The 20,657-nt window shown below is 71.3% G+C and carries 15 protein-coding genes; 9 read left to right on the plus strand and 6 right to left on the minus strand.

Features of this window, described 5'->3' with window-relative positions:
• Positions 1-63 precede the first annotated feature (63 nt).
• Together ACESMR_RS09880 and ACESMR_RS09885 are read right to left on the minus strand one after the other, a co-directional pair.
• Complete coding sequence (locus tag ACESMR_RS09880; RefSeq protein WP_373046891.1) at positions 64-1,527, minus strand: flavin-containing monooxygenase; 1,464 nt, start codon at positions 1,525-1,527, stop codon at positions 64-66.
• 88 nt (positions 1,528-1,615) lie between these two features.
• Positions 1,616-2,338, minus strand: a complete 723-nt coding sequence (locus tag ACESMR_RS09885) for a YebC/PmpR family DNA-binding transcriptional regulator (protein ID WP_373046892.1) — start codon at positions 2,336-2,338, stop codon at positions 1,616-1,618.
• Positions 2,339-2,507: 169 nt separating this feature from the next.
• Between ACESMR_RS09885 and ACESMR_RS09890 the strand changes: the two genes are divergently transcribed.
• The 6 genes from ACESMR_RS09890 (at position 2,508) to ACESMR_RS09915 (ending at position 9,653) form a co-directional block, all read left to right on the plus strand.
• A complete protein-coding gene (locus ACESMR_RS09890; protein WP_373046893.1) occupies positions 2,508-3,218 on the plus strand; it encodes an expansin EXLX1 family cellulose-binding protein in 711 nt (236 codons plus the stop codon).
• A gap of 3 nt (positions 3,219-3,221) precedes the next feature.
• Positions 3,222-4,043: a helix-turn-helix transcriptional regulator gene (locus ACESMR_RS09895; RefSeq protein WP_373046894.1), complete on the plus strand. Its 822-nt coding sequence runs from the start codon at positions 3,222-3,224 to the stop codon at positions 4,041-4,043.
• Positions 4,044-4,093: 50 nt separating this feature from the next.
• The gene (locus tag ACESMR_RS09900) at positions 4,094-4,534 is read left to right on the plus strand and encodes a VOC family protein (protein ID WP_373046895.1); all 441 of its coding nucleotides are present in this window, start codon (positions 4,094-4,096) and stop codon (positions 4,532-4,534) included.
• A gap of 26 nt (positions 4,535-4,560) precedes the next feature.
• Positions 4,561-5,067: a DUF1579 family protein gene (locus tag ACESMR_RS09905; RefSeq protein ID WP_373046896.1), complete on the plus strand. Its 507-nt coding sequence runs from the start codon at positions 4,561-4,563 to the stop codon at positions 5,065-5,067.
• Between the two features lie 41 nt (positions 5,068-5,108).
• A complete protein-coding gene (locus ACESMR_RS09910) occupies positions 5,109-5,582 on the plus strand; it encodes a VOC family protein (protein WP_373046897.1) in 474 nt (157 codons plus the stop codon).
• A gap of 114 nt (positions 5,583-5,696) precedes the next feature.
• Positions 5,697-9,653, plus strand: coding sequence for a DUF3857 domain-containing protein (locus tag ACESMR_RS09915; RefSeq protein WP_373046898.1), 3,957 nt, complete (start codon positions 5,697-5,699; stop codon positions 9,651-9,653).
• 23 nt (positions 9,654-9,676) lie between these two features.
• On the opposite strand, the gene ACESMR_RS09920 is transcribed toward ACESMR_RS09915, so the two are convergent.
• Complete coding sequence (locus ACESMR_RS09920; RefSeq protein ID WP_373046899.1) at positions 9,677-9,985, minus strand: hypothetical protein; 309 nt, start codon at positions 9,983-9,985, stop codon at positions 9,677-9,679.
• 54 nt (positions 9,986-10,039) lie between these two features.
• Entirely contained in the window at positions 10,040-11,935 is a 1,896-nt protein-coding gene (locus ACESMR_RS09925) for an OPT family oligopeptide transporter (RefSeq protein ID WP_373046900.1), read from the minus strand.
• 150 nt (positions 11,936-12,085) lie between these two features.
• Here ACESMR_RS09925 and ACESMR_RS09930 point away from each other — a divergent pair, with 150 nt between their 5' ends.
• Both ACESMR_RS09930 and ACESMR_RS09935 read left to right on the plus strand, forming a co-directional pair.
• Entirely contained in the window at positions 12,086-12,733 is a 648-nt protein-coding gene (locus ACESMR_RS09930) for a rubrerythrin family protein (RefSeq protein WP_373046901.1), read from the plus strand.
• A gap of 80 nt (positions 12,734-12,813) precedes the next feature.
• Positions 12,814-14,058: an MFS transporter gene (locus tag ACESMR_RS09935; protein WP_373046902.1), complete on the plus strand. Its 1,245-nt coding sequence runs from the start codon at positions 12,814-12,816 to the stop codon at positions 14,056-14,058.
• A gap of 13 nt (positions 14,059-14,071) precedes the next feature.
• On the opposite strand, the gene ACESMR_RS09940 is transcribed toward ACESMR_RS09935, so the two are convergent.
• A complete protein-coding gene (locus ACESMR_RS09940) occupies positions 14,072-17,191 on the minus strand; it encodes an efflux RND transporter permease subunit (RefSeq protein WP_373046903.1) in 3,120 nt (1,039 codons plus the stop codon).
• Position 17,192: 1 nt separating this feature from the next.
• Entirely contained in the window at positions 17,193-18,380 is a 1,188-nt protein-coding gene (locus tag ACESMR_RS09945) for an efflux RND transporter periplasmic adaptor subunit (protein WP_373046904.1), read from the minus strand.
• A 486-nt stretch (positions 18,381-18,866) separates the two neighbouring features.
• Between ACESMR_RS09945 and ACESMR_RS09950 the strand changes: the two genes are divergently transcribed.
• Positions 18,867-20,621, plus strand: coding sequence for an HNH endonuclease signature motif containing protein (locus ACESMR_RS09950; RefSeq protein WP_373046905.1), 1,755 nt, complete (start codon positions 18,867-18,869; stop codon positions 20,619-20,621).
• Positions 20,622-20,657: the final 36 nt, after the last annotated feature.

The raw sequence follows: 20,657 nt of genomic DNA on the forward strand, positions 1-20,657 counted from the left end.
CGAGAAGTAAGATCGTAGGAGAGGCGATTGTCTCGTGACAGGGGCGGCCGGTGCAAGGCAGGTCTACCGGCGCCGCTCCGGGATCCCGCGGTAGTCCGCGGGATCGAAGCGCTCCACCCGCCGCTTGAAGGAGAAGGTGAAGCCCGGCCAGAGCGTCGAGTTGCGGCCGGTGCGATCGAGGTACCAGCTCTCGCACCCGCCGGAGGTCCAGACCGTGCCTTCGCTGCGCCGGTCCATCTCCCGGACGAAATCGGCCTGCACCTCGGCCCGTGGCTCCACCGCTGCGAGGTTCTGCGTGTCGAGGTGGCGGAGCGCGCCGAGCAGATGATCGACCTGGCTCTCGATCATCGTCACCACCGAGGTGTGGCCGGTGCCGGTGTTGGGGCCGAGGAGGAGGAAGAGGTTGGGGAAGCCGGCGACGGTGGTGCCGAGGTAGGCCTTCGGGCTGCCGGCCCAGGCCGCCGCGAGCGTGCGCCCCTCCCTGCCGCGCACCTGGCGGGCGAAGGGCAGATCGGTCACGTGGAAGCCGGTACCGAAGACGATGCAGTCGACTTCGTGCTCCGTGCCGGCGGCGTCGACGATCGAGTGGGCGTGAATCTCGCGGATCGCATCGGTGACCACCTCGACGTTCGGCTGCGCCAGCGCCGGGTAGTAGTCGTCGGAGAGGAGGATCCGCTTGCAGCCCATGCGGTAGCGCGGCGTGAGCTTCTCCCGCAGGGCCGGATCGCCGATCGAGCGGGCGATGTTCCGCGTGGCGAGGCGCTGCGCGCTGCGGAGGATCCAGGGCTGGAGGAAGCCCACGGCGAGGGCCTCGCGGGTGAGGTAGACGAGGCCGCGGACGAGGCGCTGCGCCGGCGGGAAGGCGCGGTAGATCCGCTGCAGCGCAGGCGCGATGGTGCGGTCGTGGCGGGGGAGCACCCACGCCGGCGTGCGCTGGAAGAGGAGGAGCCGCTGCACCTCGCGCTGGATCACCGGGAGGAATTGGTTCGCCGAGGCGCCGGTGCCGATCACCGCCACGCGCTTGCCGCGCAGGTCGTAGGCGTGGTCCCAGCGGGCGGAGTGCATCGCCTTGCCGGCGAAGCGCTCGAGACCTGGGAGCTGCGGGATGGCGGGATCGCTCAAGGCGCCCACCGCAGCGACGAGCACGTCGCCGGTGAAGAGGCCGTGCTGCGTCTCCACCTCCCAGCGCTTCGCCTCGTCGTCCCAGCGGGCCTCGTGCACCTCGTGGCCGAGGCGCAGGTGGGGCTGCAGGCCGAAGCGATCGACGCAGCCCTCGAGGTAGCGCCGGATCTCCGCCTGCGGCGCGTAGGCGCGGCTCCAGTCGGGCTTCGGCGCGAAGGAGAGCGAGTAGAGGTGCGACTGCACGTCGCAGGCACAGCCGGGATAGGTGTTGTCCCGCCAGACGCCGCCGACCGCGTCGGCGCGCTCGAGGAGGACGAAGTCGTCGATGCCCGCCTCGCGGAGACGGGCGCCGGTGCAGATCCCGCCGAAGCCGCTGCCGACGACGATCACGCGGTGGTGGTGCATCCGCCCTCCTGCGTTTCGTAGGCAGGCACGAAAAAGCCCGGCGACCGCTTCGGTGCACCGGGCTTTTCCTGCACGACTCGCGAGCGGCTCAGGCGAGGTTGTGGAAGACGCGCTGCACGTCGTCGTCCTGCTCGAGCTTGTCGACGAGCTGGAGGACCTCGTTGGCCTGATCCTCGGGGAGCTCCGCCGGCGTCTGCGGGATGTACTCGAGTTCGGCGGAGAGCGGGTGGATCCCCTTCTCCTCGAGGCCTGCCTGCAGCCTGCCGAAGTCGTTGAAGTCGCAGCGCAGGACGATCTGCTTCTCGCCCTTCTCGCCGGTGCCCTCGCCCATCTCCTCGAGGCCGTGGTCGATGAGCTCGAGCTCGAGGCTGTCCAGGTCGAGCCCCGCGGGGTCGAGGCGGAAGACGCCCATGCGGCGGAACATGAAACCGACGCTGCCGGTGGTGCCGAGGTTGCCGCCGTTCTTGTTGAAGGCGGAGCGGACGTTGGCCACGGTGCGGGTCACGTTGTCGGTGGCGGTCTCGACGAGGATGGGCACGCCGTGGGGGCCGTAGCCCTCGTAGAGCACCACTTCGTAGTTCTCGCCGCCCTGGCCGCTGGCGCGCTTGATCGCTGCCTCGACCTTGTCCTTCGGCATGTTGGCGGCGCGGGCGTTCTGGAGCACGCGGCGCAGCGCGGCGTTCGATTCGGGGCTCGGACCGCCCGCCTTGACGGCGATGGAGATGTCCTTGCTCAGCCGGGTGAAGAGCTTGGCCATCTTGTTCCAGCGGGCGAACATCGTGGCCTTGCGCGTCTCGAAAATGCGTCCCATCGGATCGTCCCAAAGCTCGAGGTCGGAGGGCGGTTCTACAACGTTTCTGCCGCCTTCGGCCATTCTCGTCTACCCGCGGGCCCTCGCGCGGGCAACCTTCGGTCCGCTCCCGGGCCTTTTTTCTCCCGGGCGCTGCCCAGCCGCCGCCGCTTTGGGCAGGATGGGGTCCATGCGCTCCCACCGACTGCTTGCAGGCCTCGTGCTGCCGTTCCTCCTCACCCTCGGTGCCTGTGGCACGGATGCGGATGCCGGGGGAGCGGGTGGCGCGGGCGGCGGCGGCGAGAGCCGGGCGCTCACCGACCTCCAGGACGGCATCGCCACCTACTACGAGGCAGACGGCAGCGGGAACTGCAGCTTCGACGCCGGCCCCGACATCCACGTGGCCGCCCTCAACGCGCCCCAATACGCCGATGCCGGCTGGTGTGGCGCCTGCGCCGCGATCGAAGGACCGCAAGGCAACGTCACCGTGCGCATCGTCGACCAATGCCCCGAGTGCCTCGCCGGCCACCTCGACCTCCACCCCGAGGCCTTCGACCGAATCGCCGATCGGGTGGACGGCCGGGTCGACATCCGCTGGCGCTTCGTCACCTGCCCCGTGACGGAGAACGTGCGCTACCGGTTCAAGGAGGGGAGCAGCCAGTGGTGGACCGCGCTGCAGGTCCTCGATCACCGGCTCCCCATCGACACCCTCGCGTGGTGGAACGGCTCGGCGTGGGTCGACGTCCCGCGCGCCTCGTACAACTACTTCGTCGCGGAGTCGGGCCTGGGTGAGCCGCCCTACCGGATCCGGCTCACCGCGATCGACGGCCAGACCCTAGAGGACAACCTGCCCTCGCTGCAGATCGGCACGATCTACGAGGGGGCGGGGCAATTCGAGTAGCCGATGCTCGCCCGCGCGCCCCGCCACCCTCGCCTCCGCGGCGTCGTCCGCACGCTCTGGGCTGCCGATCCCGCAGCGGATGGGCCGCCCTGCCGCGAGGCCGTGCTTCCCACCGGCGCGATCCACCTCGTCTTCCGGCTCGATGGGCCGCCGCTGCGGGTCTTCGCAGATGCGTCTGGCCGGCCCACCGCCTACGGCCCTGCAGTCGTCGGCGGCCCGCGGACCACGGCCTACGTACGCGAGGCCGCCGCCACCCGCTCCGTCGGCGCGCTGCTCGAGGCCGGCGCCGCGTCGCTCCTCCTCGGCCTGCCCGCCGGCGAGCTCGCCGAGCAGCACGTCGATCTCGAGGGGCTCTGGGGTCCGGCGGCACACCACGCCGCGGAACGGCTCGCAGCGGCGGGTGATGCAGCCGAGCGTCTCGATCGCTTCGAGATGCTCCTCGCCGCGCGCCTCCGCGAGGGTGCCGCCCTCCACCCTGCGGTGGCCATGGCCCTGGCGTGCTTCGAGCGCGGCGCCGACGTCGGCTCGGTGGTCCGTGCCAGCGGCCTCAGCCACCGGCATTTCCTTCACCTCTTCCGCGACGCGGTGGGCCTCCTCTCGAAGAGCCACTGCAGGGTGCGCCGCTTCCAGCGGGCCCTGGGCCTGCTTCACACCCGCCCGGCGATCGAGACCGCCCTCGCCTGTGGCTACGCCGATCAGCCCCATTTCCAGCGCGAGTTCCGCGCCATCGCCGGCCTCACCCCCGGCGACTACCTGCGCCTCGCGCCCCTGCAGCGGAACCACGTGCCGCTTCCAGCCCGGGTCAATTCCTTTCAAGACGGCTGAAGCGCCGGCGGTGCAGGATCGCTCGCGAACCTTTGGCAACGGAGCGAAAGATGGCGATCCACGAGCTCTACCCCTACCTGCGCGTGAAGAACGCGGCCGAGGCGATCCGCTTCTACGCCGAGGCCTTCGGCGCCACCGAGAAGTTCCGCCTCACCGAGCCCGGCGGCCGCATCGGCCACGTGGAGCTGCTCCTCGGCAGCGCCACCCTGCTGGTCTCCGACGAATTCCCCGAATTCGGGATCCGCGGCCCGGGCCCCGAGGGCGGCGGCCTCTCGATCCACCTCCACGTCGACGACGCCGACGCCATGATCGAGCGGGCGGTGCACCTCGGCGCCACACTCCTCCGGCCCGCCACCGACCACTTCTACGGCGAGCGCTCCGGCGCCATCCGCGATCCCTTCGGCCATGAGTGGCTCATCGGTCATTCGATCGAGGAGGTCACCCCCGAGGAGATGCAGCGCCGCTATACGGCGATGCTCGGGGGCGCGTAGAACGGACCAACCCAAGGAGGCTCCCGATGAGCGAACGGATCGACGCGACGCAGTCCGAGACGGCCCCCTTCCAGCCGAGCGCCGCCCACGAGGCGCTGGCGGCGATGGTGGGCCAGTGGCGCGGGCCGACGAAGACCTGGCTCGATCCCTCGGCGCCGCCCGACGAATCGATCACCGAGGCCACCGTCGAGCCGCTCCTCGGCTGCCGCTGGATCCGCATCGACTACCGGGGCCGGGTGCTGGGCAAGCTCCACGCCGGCCAGATGATCGTCGGCTTCCACAAGGACGCGCAGGAGCACGAGATCGCCTGGCTCGACAGCTTCCACACCGGCACGGCGATGATGTTCTCGATCGGCAAGGCCTCCGGCGACGGCAGCGTCTCCGTCCTCGGCAGCTATGCCGCAGGCCCGGAGCGCTGGGGCTGGCGCACCGGCCTGCGCATGGACGACGGCCGCCTCGTCCTCGAGGCCTGGAACATCACCCCCGACGGCCAGGAATTCCCCGCGATCGAGACCCGGCTCGCCCGTCGCTAACGCTTGTCCCCAGCGTGGCTCGTGTGGGAGGTTCCGCCGCCATGAACCGTTCGTTCCGTGTGCTGGGGCTCCAGCAGATCGCAGTGGGTGGCAAGGACAAGAACGCGCTCCGGCGCCTGTGGGTCGACGTGCTCGGACTCGAGCCGACCGGGACCTACCGGAGCGAGCGCGAGAACGTCGACGAGGAGATCACCGTCCTCGGCGCCGGCCCCTTCCGCGTCGAGGTCGATCTGATGCAGCCGATCGATCCCGAGAAGAAGCCGAAGGTCGACGACCCGCCGCTCAACCACGTCGGCCTCTGGGTGGACGACATCCACGCAGCCGTCGCCGAGCTCGAGAAGCAGGGCATGCGCTTCACCCCCGGCGGCATCCGCAAGGGCGCCGCCGGCTACGACGTCTGCTTCATCCACCCGAAGGGCAACGACCAGTTCCCGCTCTGCGGCGAGGGCGTGCTCATCGAGCTGGTGCAGGCGCCGCCCGAGGTGATCGCCGCCTTCGACGCAGCCCGGCGCTGAAGCCTCCCGGGACGCCATCAAGTTGTGGCGCCCCTCTTCACCGCAGGTAGGTCATTCGCTTGCCGCTCCGACGGCCCGGGCGTTACGCTGCCCGGCCCCGGGAGGAGCCCCAACGTGAATCGCCTCGTGACCTCGGCGCTCTGCGCCATCCTGCTGGTGGGCTGCGCCACCGCCCCGTCCCCGTCCCCGTCGCAGCCCGCCGCCAACGTCTACGGTCCCGCGGCCGTCGCGCAGAAGGCCCCGGCCCGAGACGAGGCGCCGGCGCCGGTGGGCGCCTACCGACTCCGCACCACCCTCTCCCTCGAGCCCGGCGGCAAGGTCCGCAAGACGGTCGAGGAGGAGTACCGCGTCCTCGGCGCCTCGCCGCCGCAGTGGTTCAGCCAGCACGAGGCGGAGTTCGATCCCACCCAGGACGAGCGTCCGGTGCTGCAGGCCCGGGTCATCCTTCCCGACGGCACGCTGAAGGAGCTCGATCCCACCACGATCGCCGAGACGCCGGTCGAGACCAGCACCGGCGTCAACTACAGCGACCGCCGCCGGCTGGTGGCGCCGCTGCCGACCCTCGCCACCGGCAGCCTCGTGCAGCGGAGCTGGAGCCGCACCACCACGCGGCCGGTGGTCGACTTCGGCCAGGCCTACGCCTTGCCCCTCGCCACCGCCCTCCCCGGCCAGGAGATCACGGTGGTGGTCGAGTACCCCGCAGGCCTGCACGTGCAGGTGCAGGCGTCGGGCACGGCGATCGAGCCCCGCCGCGAGGAGGTGGACGGCAAGGTCCGCCTCACCTTCGTCCAGCCCCACGCGCCTGCGGTCGACTTCGGTTCGCCGCAGCCGCCGGAGGCGCGCCGCTACCCCGAGGTCTACGTCTCCACGGCGAAGTCCTGGCAGGAGGTGGCCCGCGGTTACCTCGCCCTCGCCAGGCCGGCGATGGACGCAGCGGCGCTCCAGCCCGTGCGCGCGCAGCTGCAGCCCGCTTCGAGCGGCAAGCGGGACGTGGTCGCGGCGGCTCTCGACTGGATGCACCACCACCTGCGCTACACCGGCCTCGACTTCTCCAACGCCGGCATCGTGCCCCACCCGGTGGCGCAGACCCTCGAGCGCGGCTACGGCGACTGCAAGGACCTCGCGGCCTTCCTCGTCAGTCTCCTCGAGGCCTCGGGTGTCGAGGCGCGCATCGCCCTGGTCAACGCCTCGAGCTGGTACGACGGGCCCGAGGATCACGCGGGCCTCGCCCGCTTCGACCACGCCATCGTCTACGTGCCCGGGCTCGAGCTCTGGATCGATCCCACCCTGCGTGGGATGGCCCCCGGCGTCCTCGCCGACCTCGCCACCAATCGGCTCGCCCTCGTCATCGACGAGTCGACCACCGGGCCGATCCGCACGCCGGTGGGCGAGGCCGCCGCCAACCGCGCGGTGATCCACACCGACGTGAGCCTGCCGGAGACCGGCAAGGGCACGCTGCGCACCGTGCGCACGCTCACCGGCACCGCCCTCTCCTGGACCCGGCAGCGCGCCACCTGGCGCACCGCCGATCAGGTGCAGCGCGAGGTCGGCGCAGAGGTGCAGCGCAAACACGGCACCGACGACTTCACCTACCGGCACAGCGATCCCTTGAGCGCGCGTACGCCCTTCGAGGAGATCCTCGAGGTGCGGGGCTCGAACGCCGCCATCGCGGTGGATGCCGACGCGGTGGTGCCGCTCGGCTTCGAGGCGGCCATCGGCCTCCTCCCGGCGGCGCTGCACGAGGAGACCGACGGGCCCGCCACCGACGTCTTCGTCGGCGCGCCGGCGGAGCTGGAGATCGTCAACCGCGTCCACGTCCACCCGCTCTACCGCCTCCGCGGCGGGCCGATCGAGCGCGAGGCGAGCGTCGGCGGCGTCACCTGGAAGTACGTGGTGGAGCCGAAGGCGGACGGCGCCGAGGCGCGCCTGCAGCTCCGCATCGACGTGCGCCAGGTAGCGGCAGCCGATCTGCCCGAGGTGCGGCGCTCGCTGCAGACGCTCCTCGAGGCGAGCAACCAGCTCGACTTCGACAACGGCCCGATGCGCATGCTCGGCGAGGGCCAGATTGCCCAGGCAGCTGCGGAGCTGCGGGAGCTCGAGCGGCGCGAGCCGAAGAACGCCTGGGTCCAGGCCCTGCTCGCCCGCACCGCCCTCGCCTCCGGCCTCGGCAGCGAGGCCCACCGGCTCGCCCGCGCAGCGGCGAAGCTGCAGCCAGGCTCCGCCCCGGTGCTCCGCACCCTGGCGCTGGTCCTCGCCCACGACGAGTGGGCCCGCCCCTACCACGCCGGCATGGATCGCAAGGGCGCCATCGAGGCGATCGAGAAGGCCCGCAAGCTCGAGCCCGACGGGACCTGGTCACGGCAGCTGCTCATCGAGCTGCTCGCCCGCAACGACCAGGGGAAGATCGCCGGCGCCGGCGCGCAGATCGAGGAGGCGCTCGAGCAGATCCGCGCTCTGCGCACCACCGGCGACGCGAGCGAGGACGATCTCTACTGGGCGCTGCTGTGGAACGAGCGGCTCGACGAGGAGCTCGTCCGGGAGCTGGAGAAGAAGGATCCCCACCACCTCCTCCTCGCGGCGAAGGCACGCAAGGAGGGCGCCGCCGCAGCGCTGGCCTGGCTCGACGCGCGCGGCGGCGGGGCCCGCGAGCAGCTCCTCGCCGGCGCGGCGATGGAGCTCTTCCGGGCCCGCGAATACCCCGTGGCCAGCGAACTCGCCGCGAAGGTCCGCGACCCCCGCTTCGTGGCGATGCAGACGCTGCTCCAGCGCGCCCGTAAGCGCGAGGCGTCGCCGCTCGATCTCGATCGCTCCCTCGACGTGCTGGTCGAGGCGGCGGCGATCGCGATGGAGGCGCAGGCGCGCACCACGCCGGAGGCGATCGGCCTGGGCAAGGAAGCCCGCGAGAGCCTCGCGCGGATGATGGCCTCGGTCCTCGAGCGCTTCCCGGGATCCGAGGAGGCGATGGTCGACGTGGTCCACTCGATCACCGAGATGCGGGAGGAGGAGATCCCCGGCGTGGGCATCCTCGCCATCTCCCGCACGCCGATGACCGGCGAGACCTACGACCTGCTCGAGCGCAGCGGCGGCAGGCTGCGCATCCACCCGGTGCAGAGCCCCGCCGATCGGGTCGCTGCTGCGTGGAAGGCATTGGCCGACGGCAAGGCCGGGCGTGCCGCTGCCTGGCTCGACGTCCACCTGCGCATGGGCGACGACGCCACGTTGAAGGTGCGCGAAGCGGTGATCCGGGAGCGGCTTCGTGGAGAGCCCGCGGACGTGGCGGCGGCGGTGGCCCTGGCGACCCTCGACGTGACGGCCCGGGCGGCGGAGGTCGAGAAGGCCCTCGCGCCTGCGTTCCGCGCGCTGCCCAAGGCCCGCGAGCAGGCCTTCCGCATCGGCAGCGCCTACGTCGACGCGCTGATCGAGCTCGAGCGCTACGACGACGCCCTCGCTGCGGTCGCCGCCCTCGAGGAGCAGAACGTCTACAACGAGTCGGCGCAGGCGCTGCACCACCGCGCCTGGGTCCTCTACAAGGCCAGGCGCGCGGCGCCCCTCGAGGAGCTCGGCGCCAGGGAGCTGGAGCGGGACCGGAACAGCACCGCGGGCTACGTCTTCCAGGCGCAGGCGGCGATGATCCGAGGCGACGTGGAGGGTTGGCGCGCCGCCTATCTCGCCCAGGCGGAGGCAGGCGTGCAGCGCGAGTCGGCGCTCAACAACGCCGCGTGGGCGTCGCTCCACCTCGGCGTGGACGACGAGGCGATCCGCCTCGCCGAGCAGGCGATCGGCCCCAGGGCGGATCGGCCCGCGGCAGTCGATACCCTGGCGGTGCTCCTCGCGGAAAAGGGCGAGGTCGACCGCGCGCTGCGCGCCCTCACCCAGCTCGGCACGATGCGAAAGGACGAAGCAAGGCCGGGGAGTTCGGTGCGCTACGCGCGGGCCCGGATCGCCGAGGCCCTCGGCTTCCGCGAGGCGGCGGTGGCGCTCTACCGCGGCGTCGAGCCTGCGGAGAAGTCGATCGACGACCTCAGCGGCCTGGCGGCGAAGCGGCTGCAGGCCCTCGGCGCGAAGAAGTAGGCGCTACCGGAGGCGCGGGCGTTTCAGGACGAGCGCCCGCGCCGCCACACCCGCGCCGCCAGCGGCGTGAGCGCCAGGGCGGCGATGTTGGCGAGGGGCTTGGTGGCCCGCGAGGCGACCCAGGCTGCGGCGAGGGTCCCGCCGGTGCCCGCGCCCACGTCCGCCTCGGCGAAGCCCAGCGAGAGGGCGGCGTAGAAGCCGGCGATGTTGGCGGCAGAGGCAGCGAGCAGCATCACCACCGCGACGGCGCCGTACTCCTTCACCATCCCCTGCACGCGGCCGTTCACCGTGGCCAGCCAGCCGCGCACGCCTGCCTTCTTCGTCTCTTCCAATTCCGTTCCTCCCGCCAGACCGAACAGGCGGCGGCGCCGCGGCCATCCCGAGGACTACGCGGCGAGTACGCCGAGGACCACGAGCAGCGCGATGGCGATGCCCATCAGGCTCTCGCCGGCGATGAAGCCCGAGCTCACCGGCACGATCGCCCGCTCGGCGAGCTTCGGCTTCCAGCGCCGCACCAGCTCCGCCACGAAGGAGCCGAGGAACATCGCGATCGCGTTGCTGCCCGGGATCACCATGGCGATGCCGAGACCCGACGCGGAGGGCACGAAGGCCTTGATCCGCCGGGGCGCGAAGCGCTCCGCCAGCGCCAGCGCGATCCCGAGGAGGCCGGCGACGAAGGCCGCCTTGCGTGCCGACGGGGCCAGCGCGTCGAGGCCGTTGGTGAAGGCCTGGGAGACGCCGGCCCAGACCAGCGCCGAGGGAGCGGGCCACTCCTCGCCGCCCAGCGCCGAGGCGTCGGGAACGAGCAGGGCGAAGGCGGGGACCACCACGGCGGCGCCGGCGATGCAGCCGAAGAGCTGCGCGTAGAACTGCTGCCGGGGATTCGCGCCGAGGAGGTAGCCGCTCTTGAGATCGGTGAGGAGGTCGGCTGCGTGGAGGCCGATGCCGCCGGTGACGTTGGCGCTCATCAGGTTGCCGGCGAGGTTGCCCGGGGTGGCGACGCCGTAGACGAGCTGCGTCACCGGGCCCAGGGCCTTGGTCGGCGTCACGTCGGTCTCCCCCGTCACCCGGGCGGCGACGAAGCCCATGACCACCGCCAGCGGCACGGCGATGGCGCCGGCCCAGAGCGGGATCTCGAAGAGCCACCACATCAGCACCACGACGACGGGACCGAGGAGCGCGAAACCGATGGGGAACCAGGCGTCGGGGCACTCCACCTCCGCCATCGGATCGTTCTGCTCCTCCTGCTTCTTCTTGCGGAAGATCCGCGAGAGGCCGGCAAAGGAGCGGCCCACGCTGCGCCAGTCGAGGGCGAAGGAGGTGAGCCCCGAGGCGACGAGGAGCGCGGCGCCGGGCCAGAGGGTCCAGCCGACGATCGCCTTGTAGGTCACCTCGCCGACGAGCCCCTGCGCAACCAGCGAGGGCGCGAGGAAGACGTAGGTGAGCAGGCCGCCGAGGAGCAGCGACCAGCCGGTGCGGAAGCTCATCAGCGCGCCGGCGCCGAAGAGGACGAGCTCGCTCTTGAGCGTGAGCGTCCAATCCTTCGCCGCCCTGCCGGCGATCTCGAAGGGGAGCGGGATCGAGCCGGGGATGTTGAAGGGCATGAAGGCGCCCTTCGCGTCCCGGAACCAGGCGAGGGCCGCGCCGATCGCCGCGGCGATGCCGAGGAGGCGGGCCTTCTCGTTGCCGGCGCCCGCCTTCGCGTGCGCGGTCTCGTGGAGCGAGCGCAGGGTCTCGGCGGTGGCGGTGCCGGTGGGGAAGGCGAGCTGCTCCCGGTTGATCAGCTGCCGCTTCACCGGGATCGCGGCGAAGACGCCGAGGAGCGCGATCACCGCGAACCAGACGAACATCGAGATGCCGCTGGGCCGCACCGCCGTGAGCATGAGCAGCGCCGGGAAGGCCGCCATGTTGCCGCCGCCGGTCATGAAGCCCGCTGCCGAGGCCACCGAGCCCATCGCGTTGTTCTCGAGGATGGTGAACTCGTTCTTCACCACCTTCGTCGCCTCGAGGCCGCGGAAGATCGCGAAGGCGAGGATGCAGGCGGTGAGGGTGACCCCGAGGCTCCAGCCGGTCTTGAGCACGACGTAGAGGTTGGAGAGGCACATCACGGCGCCCAGGATCATCCCGGTGACCACGGCGCGGACGGTGAGCTGCCGCTCGCCCTTGCGGTAGGTGGTCGCCAGCCAGCGGAGCTCGGGATCCTCCGGGAGCGCCGGTGCAGGAGCGACGGCAGGGGCGGTCACGGGTGGAGTCTGCTGGGGGCGGCTCGAGGGTGCGCTCATGCGGATGCGTCCTGGGGTGGGGGCAATTTCCGCCAAGAAAGCACGGATCCAGCGCCGGGACGAGTGGCGAGGCGGCGGCCCGTCGGCGCCACCGCGTGCCGGGCGCTCGTCCCGGTTGCCCTCGAAATCCAGCGGCACCAGCTAATTCCCATGAAGACCAGAACCATCGTCGGAACGCTCCTCGTGGGCTCACTTGCCGTGCTACCGGCAGCAGGCGCGGCGCAGCCCCCCGGCGCCGGGCAGGACACCACCTCCCAGCAGCAGGGCCCCGCGGCCCGCACCGAGACGCTCTCGAATCTGCGGGAGGCGGCGGAGGGGGAGGCGAACGCCGCCCACCGCTACGATCTCTTCGCCCAGCGCGCCGCAGACGAGGGGTACCAGCAGGTGGCCAGGCTCTTCCGCGCCGCCGCCCTCTCCGAGCGCATCCACCTCCGGAACCACGAGGCGGTGCTGCGCTCGCTGGGGGAGAAGCCGGGCCTGATCGAGCTCGAAGAGGTCGAGGTGAAGAGCACCCGCGAGAACCTCCGGGTGCCGATCGAGGGCGAGCAGGAGGAGGCGGGGGCGACCTATCCCAGCTTCGCGGCGCAGGCCCGCAACGCCGGTCTCCCCAACGCCGCCCGCACCTTCACCTATGCAGGCGAGACGGAGCGCAAGCACCTCGGCCTCTTCGAGGACGCGCTCCGCCAGCTCGGCCAGAACCCCGAGGTCGACTACCTGGTCGAGAGCGAGAGCGGGATGGTCACCACCCAGGCGCCGGGCCGCGTCGCCTCGGTGACCGGCTCGCCGTCGCAGGGCTGACCCACCGGGTCTCGGCCGGATAGGCTCGCCCGATGAGACCACCGCCCGGAACCGGGGGCACCCGGCACGAGTGGCGACGGGTGCAGCGCCTCTACCTGCTGCTCGTGCTGCTCCACACGCTGGCGGCCTCGCTGATCTGGGGGATCAACACCCTCTTCCTGCTCGACGCCGGCCTCTCGAACGTGGAGGCCTTCGGCGCCAACGCCTTCTTCACCGCGGGCCTGGTGCTCTTCGAGGTGCCCACCGGCGTGGTCGCAGACACCAGGGGCCGGCACACCTCCTATCTGCTCGGCACGCTGACCCTGGCCCTCTCCACGCTGGTCTACCTGCTGATGTGGTGGCTCACCGCGCCGTTCTGGGCGTGGGCGCTGGCCTCCGCCTTCCTCGGCCTCGGCTTCACCTTCTTCTCCGGTGCGGTGCAGGCCTGGCTCGTCGACGCCCTCACCTTCACCGGCTTCTTCCGGCAGGGCGGCGCCCTGGAGTCGGTCCTGGCGAAGGGGGAGATCGTCGAGGGTGCGGCGATGCTCTGCGGCTCGGTGGCTGGCGGCGTGATCGCGCAGGCGACCAACCTCGGCGTGCCCTACGTGATCCGCGCCTTCGTCCTCGGAATCGCGCTGGTCGTCGTCGTCGTGGCAATGCGCGACATCGGCTTCAGCCCGAGCCGCGGGAAGCGGCCGCTCGCGGAGGTGAAGCGCGTCCTGCGCGGGTCGTGGGAACACGGCCTCGCCAACCCGCCGGTCCGCTGGGTGATGCTGGCGGCGCCCTTCACCGACGGCGTGACCTTCTACGCCTTCTACGCGATGCAGCCCTACCTCCTCGAGCTCTACGGCGACGAGAGCGCGTACGCGGTGGCGGGGATCGCGGCGGCGATCGTCGCCGGCGCGCAGATCGTCGGCGGCCTGCTCGTGCCGCACGTCCGCCGCCTCTTCCGGCGCCGCACCAGCGTGCTCCTCGTCGGCACCGCCCTCGGCACGGCGATGCTGGCGCTGATCGGACTGCTGCCCCGCTTCTGGATCGCGATCGCCCTCCTGGTCGCGTGGGGGCTCACCTTCGCCGCCCTCCAGCCGGTGCGGCAGGCCTATCTGAACGGGCTCATTTCCTCGGATCAGCGCGCCACGGTGCTCTCGTTCGACTCGCTCCTGGGATCGAGCGGCGCGGTGGTGATCCAGCCGCTTCTGGGCAGGGCCGCCGACGTGTGGAGCTACCCGGCCTCCTACGGCTTTGGCGCGACGATCCAGCTCCTCGCCCTGCCCTTCCTCTGGCTGGCGCGGCGCGAACGAGCGCCCGCCGATCCGATCACGGCGCCCGAGCGAGAGGCGGGCTGACACACGCCGGCCTTCAGCCGACGGGTGCCGGCTCGCCTTCCTCGGTGAGCCGGCGCTCGAGATCGGTCCGGTGCTCCCTGGCGATGAGCACGTAGAGCGACGGCACGATGAAGAGGGTGAAGAGCGTGCCGATCGCCATTCCGCCCACCAGCACGAGACCGATCGAGTTGCGCGCCTCCGCACCCGGGCCGGAGACGAGGGTGAGGGGGAAGTGGCCGGCGACGGTGGCCACGCTGGTCATCATCACCGGGCGGAAGCGGATCCGCGCCGCCTGGCGCACCGCCTCGAGCTTGTTCTTGCCCTCCGCCTGCTGCTCGTTGGCGAATTCGACGATGAGGATGCCGTTCTTCGCCACCAGGCCCACCAGCGTCACCAGCCCCACCTGCGAGTAGATGTTCAGGGTGGTGGTCCAGCCTTCGGTGAGGGGAAAGCTCATGCCCGGCGGACCGTCGAAGCGGAGGAAGACGAAGATCATCGCGCCGAACATCGCCAGCGGCACCGAGCCGGCGAGGATGACGAAGGGATCGCGGAACGAGTTGAACTGCGCGGCGAGCACCAGGAAGATCAGCGTGAGCGCCAGCACGAAGGCAGGCAGAAAGCGTCCCGACTCCTCGCGGAGCTGCCGTGACTCGCCCGTGTAGTCCACCCGGTATCCGGGCGGCAGCGTCTCCGCCCCCGCCTCTTCGAGGACCTGCAGCGCGCCGTCGAGGGAGCGGGTGGCCACGCCCGACAGCTTCACCGCGTTGAGCTGGTTGAAGCGGTTCAGGGTGCGGGGCTCGACGCTCGTCTCCAACTCGGCGATCGCCCGCAGCGGGAGGAGCTGGTTCTCCGGTCCGGTGATCCGGATGTTCTCGAGCTGGGTGGCGGTGAGCCGCTCCGACCGCTCGATCTGCGGGATCACCTTGTAGCTCCGCCCCTCGAGGTTGAAGCGGCCCACGAAGTTGCCGCTGAGCAGCGCGGAGAGATCGGCGCCGACCTGCTGCATGTCGAGGCCCAGGGCTGCCGCCTTGTCCCGATCGATCACCACCTCGGTGCGGGCCTGGTCGATGCGCACGTCGACGATGGGCGGAAAGGCGAATTGCCCGCTCGCCGCCGCGCGCTGGACCAGGGTGTCGGCGAAGCGGACGATCTCCTCGTGATCGGCGGTGGAGGCGATCACGAACTCGACCGGGAAGAACCCCGGGCTGGGAAGCGCCGGGGGAAGGAAGGCGGGGGCGCGGACGCCGGTGATCGCCGCCATCTTCGGGCCGACCTCCGCCTGGATCGCGAAGACGTTCCGGTCCCGCTCGGTCCAGGGCTCGAGGAGCATGCCGCCGAAACCGCCCTGCGGCGTGGTGACCTGGAAGGTGTGCTGGAATTCCGGCGTGCTGGCGAAGACCCGGTAGATCTGCTCGGTGTAGTTGCTCACCTGCTCGAGCGAAGCGTTCGCCGGCGCCTCGATGGAGGTGAAGACCACGCCCTGGTCCTCGTTGGGCGCGAGCTCCTGCGGCGCGAAGAGGTACATCGGGATGACGAGGAGGCTCAAGGTGAGCCAGACCGCGTAGACCGCCGGCCGCATCCCGAGGGTGGTGTCGACCGCCCTGCCGTAGCTGTCGCGAAGCCGATCGAAGCCGTTCTCGATCTTGCGCGCCAGCCAGCCCTGCATCGATTCCGGCTTGATCAGCTGCGACGACATCATCGGCGAGAGGGTGAGGGCCACGAAACCGGAGACCAGCACCGCACCTGCCAGGGTGAAGGCGAACTCGCGGAAGAAGGCGCCGGTGAGGCCGCCCTGCAGGCCGATGGGCGTGTAGACCGCAGCCAGGGTGATCGTCATCGCGATGATCGGGCGGACCAGCTCGCGCGCACCCCGGATCGCCGCGGGGATCGGTCGCTCGCCCCCGCGGATGTGCCGCTCCACGTTCTCCACCACGACGATGGCGTCGTCGACCACGAGGCCCACCGAGAGGACGATCGCCAGCAGGGTGAGGAGGTTCAGGGTGAATCCCACCAGCTGCATCAGGAAGACGGCGCCGATGAGCGAGAGCGGGATGGCGATCACCGGCACGAGCGCCGTGCGCAGCGATCCGACGAAGAGGAAGATCACGAAGATCACGATGAGGACGGTTTCGAGCAGGGTCTTCACCACCTCGTCGATGGCGTCCTCGATGTAGTCGGTGGAGTCGAAGGCGATCCGCACCTCCATCCCTGCGGGCAGCTCCTCCTCGACCGCCCCGAGCTCGTCGCGAACGCGCTCGATCACGTCCAGGGTGCTGGCGTTCGGCAGCACCCAGATCCCCATGAAGACGGCGTTCTCGCCGGAGAAGCGCACGTCCGCGTCGTAGTCGTCGGCGCCGAGGACCACGTCGGCGATGTCCTCGAGGCGGATCACCGCCCCGTCCTGCTCCCGCACGATGAGCCGCTTGAAGGCCTCCGGCGTGCGCAGGTCGGTGGTCGCGGTGATGTTCGCCTGCACCAGCGCGCCCTTGGTCTGGCCCACGGCGGTGAGGGCGTTGTTGGCGGCGAGCGCCTGCCGCACCTCAGAGGGGCTGACGCCGAGGGCAGCCATCCGCTCCGGCTTGAGCCACGCCCGCAGGGCGAAGGTGCGGGCGCCGAGGATCTCGGCGCGCTGCAGGCCCTCGATCGCGGAGAGGCGCGGCTGCACCACGCGGATCAGGTAGTCGGTGACCTGGTTGTTCTCGAGGATGTCGGAGCGGAAGCTGACGTACATCGCCGCCACAGCAGCGTCCGAGGGCTCGATCTCGATCGAGGGGACCTCGGCCTCGGGCGGCAGGTCCGCGCGCACCTGGTTGACGCGGGCGGAGATGTCGGCGAGCGCCGCCTCCGACGGGTAGTCGAGCTCGAGGCGCACGTTGATCGTCGAGAGGCCCTGGACGCTCTGCGACTCGATGTAGTCGATGCCGTCCGCCGCGGCGATGGAGCGCTCCAGCGGAACGGTGATGAAGCCGCGGACGAGATCGGCGCTCGCGCCGACGTAGACCGTGCGCACGGTCACCGTGGCGCTCTCGACCCTGGGGTATTGGCGCACGTTGAGGCTGCGGATCGCCTGCAGCCCGCCGATCACGATCACGAGGTTGATCACGATCGCCAGGACCGGGCGCTTGATGAAGACGTCGGTGAAGCTGCGCCTCATCTCACCGGTTCTCCGGCTTCGGATCGAGCTGGGGCCGGGGCTGATCGCGGTTGTCGATCACCACCGGCGCTCCGTTGCGGAGCTTGAAGGCGCCGGCGGTGACCACCTCCGCCCCGGGCGCCAGCCCCTCCTGCACCACCACGAAATCTCCACGCTCCTGTCCGAGCCGCACGAATTGCTGGCGGGCGGTCCACACCGGCCTGCCGTCGGGCCCCTCGCGCATCCCCGGCTCGTCCGGCTGCTTGGCCTCGATCACGAAGACCGAGTCGCCGAAGGAGGCGTGGACGACGGCGGTGGCGGGCACCACCACCACCTGCTCCTCGCCCGGGCGTACCACCTCCACGTCGACGAACATGCCGGGGGCGAGGTTCGCCCCGGGGTCCTTCACCAGGGCGCGGACCTGGGCGTTGCGGGTCCCGGGATCCACCGTCGGTTCGATCGCAGCCACCGTTCCCTCGAGCACCGTCTCCGACGCCCGCGGGAGCACCCGGACCTTCGTGCCCTCCTCCACCTGCGCCAGCTCCTCCTGCGGCAGCGAGAAGTCGATGAAGGTGTCGCCGCTGGCGCTGAGCACCGTGATCCGCGTGCCGGGCTCGAGGTATTGGCCGAGGTTGACCGAGCGGATGCCGGTGCGTCCGGCGAAGGGCGCCCGGATCACCTTCTTGGCGACCTGGGCCTCGAGGGCGTCGACCTGGCCCTGTGCCGCCTGGAGGGCTGCCTCGTCGTCGTCGAGTCGGGCCCTGGCGAAGGCGCCCTGCTCCACCAGGGTCCTGGTGCGCTCGAGGGTGGTGGCGGCGATGTTGCGGCGGGCGCGGGCGGTGGCGAGCTCGGAACGCTCCACGCCAGCATCGAGCTCGACGAGGATCGCGCCGCGCTTCACCTCGGCACCGGACTCGAAGCCGAGTTTGGTCACCTTGCCGGCGACCTCGTTGCGGATCGCCACCGCCTCGACGCTGGTGACCGTTCCCACGGCGGAGAGGGTGCTCTCCCAGGGCTGCTGCTTCGCGACCGCGGTACCGACGGCCTCGGGCGGTGGCCCTGCCGCCTCCATCTGCTCTCCGAAGGAGATCAGGGAGCCGATCTGCGCGGCCTTGATGGCGATCAGGGCGCCGACGACCACCAGCAGGACCACGGACACCAGCAGATAGCGCCGGATGGGCCTTCCCCGCAGGCCGAACCTGGAACGCACGCTTCGGGCTCCTCTCCTCGCGAGGTGGGGCAGGGCTGCCCCCAACCGTCGCCAAGCTGCGCACGGAGGGGGCCGCCGACCAATGGGATGCCCGAGGCGCCGGGGACCATCCGGGCCGGCCGTTTAGGGCGGGAGCCATTTGCTTCAGGGCGATGGGGGAGCAGCGCCTTTGCGGGATGGACGGATTGCAGGTCCGGCGGGAGAGCGGGGTGGTGTCGCTTCCAGCCCCAGTGGGGGCGGTGTTTCCGCGGGAACAGCCCCGAGCGGGCTGTAGGGGCGCAGCCTGGCAGCCCGATTGTGGCACCCAATTCGGCGTGTTTCTGCGGGAACACGCCCCCGGTCGGGTCGCGTCGTTGCGCCGCTTCGTGGGCTGGTTGCTCATCGGCAGCGGCGCCGTCCTGCGCCTGCGACGGGCCGGACCGGGGCCGCCGCGGTCCAATGTCAGACCCCCCTGCTACGGTTGGAGCATCACGACGGAGGACCCCGATGCCACCACCGGACGCAAGTGGAGGTGGCGTTTCCACGGGGCCTGTCACGCTCGATGCACCGCAGGCGCGACCACCAGCACAGGCCGGCGAAACGCCGATCTCGCAGAACGAAGCGGAGCGGCTGCGTCTCATCGCCGAGCGGGACACGGAGCTGAAGCGACTCGAGGCGGAGATCGCCACCACCGCTGCGTACGAGGCGGCGCTGCTCCACCGGCAGCTCGAGGCGATCCGGGCCTTCGATGAGCTCGAGGGCTGGGCCGATTACGGCAGGGCCAGCCCTGCCGCCTGGCTCAGCTGGCGCATCGGGCTCAATCCGCTCGTCGCCAGGGAACGGGTACGGGTGGCGAGGGCACTCGGGCGGCTGCCGCTGATGAGCGAGGCGCTGCGCAGCGGCAAGATCAGCTTCTCGAAGGCCCGGGCGATGACCCGGGTGGCCACGCCGGAGAACGAGATCGAGCTACTCTACGTCGCGCAGGTCGCCACCGCGCGGGAGCTGGAGTGGGTCTGCTCGGCGTTCCGCGGCGTCGCGCTGGAACAGATCGAGGGGAAGATCCGCGCGGCCCGCATGGAGAAGCGGCGGGTCCGGTTCCGCAAGCTGGAGGACGGGATGATCGAGGTCACCGCCGTGCTCTTTCCCGAGGAGGCGGGGCTGCTGGCGCTCGGCCTCGATCACGCAGTGTTGCGGGCACGGCGGGGGACCCTCGGGGCGGTGGTGCCCGGGGCGGAGGGCGGCGCCGCGGACGGTGCGCGGGACGCGACGCCGGGCGGTGGCACGGAGGTCGGCGCGGGTGCAGCGAGCGGTGGTGACCCGGAAGCTGGCGCGGGGGCAGCGGCGAGTGGTGCCACGGTAGCCGGCGCGGGGGCAGCGGCGAGTGGAGCCACGGTAGCCGGTGCGGGTGCAGCGGCGCCGGGTGCTGCGAAGGCCGCATGGCGGGCGCCCGCGCCCCTCCCGCCGGAAGAGAGCGAGGCGCAGCAGCGCTCGACCTTCAACCGCGCCGACGCGCTCTGCGCGATCTTCCGCGCCTTCGTCGAGCACTCCGCCTTCGCCACCGGGCGCACGCCGAACGCCGAGATCTTCGTCCAGATACCGCGCGAGGCCCTCGCCGGCAGAAGCGAGCAGCCGGGGCAGTTGCGCGACGGCACGCCGATCGGCGCGGAGACCGCACGTCGCCTCGCCTGCGACGCCGTGGCGGTGGAGGTGGTGCACGACGAGACGGGCAAGGTCCTCGACATCGGGCGCCGCTCCCGCTCGATCACCACGGCGATCGGCGACGCGCTGCGCTACCGCGACAAACACTGCATTTTTCCCGGCTGCGACCAGGACCTCGAGCTCGACGGCCACCACGTGAAGCATTGGGCGGCAGGTGGCGAGACCTCCCTCGAGAACCTGGTGCTGCTCTGCAAATGCCACCACTGGTACGTGCACGAGGGCGGCTGCAGCATGGCCACGGAGAACGGCCGCTTCGTCTTCTACGACCCGCGCGGACGACGGATCGAGAACGCGCCCCCGCTCCTCTCCGACGGCGATCCCGGCGCGGCGCTCCTCGCATGGCTGGAGGAGCACGGCCCGGGTCCCGGGATCTCGCTCCCCATTCCCGCGCGCAACGCCGGCGATCAGGCGGATTGGAGCATCAGCATCGACGCGCTCGGCTATGCCACCTACGGCTGGGACGTGGTCCGCGGCAAGGCGCCGGCGGTGCCCCGGATGCCTGGCCCCGACGGCAGGCCGCCGCAGGGAGGTGGCGATGTGTGAGCGCCTGGTGGTGCATGCGGCCCGGTCCACTGTGCG

The sequence above is a fragment of the Vulgatibacter sp. genome (genome assembly GCF_041687135.1).
Lineage (GTDB): Bacteria > Myxococcota > Myxococcia > Myxococcales > Vulgatibacteraceae > JAWLCN01.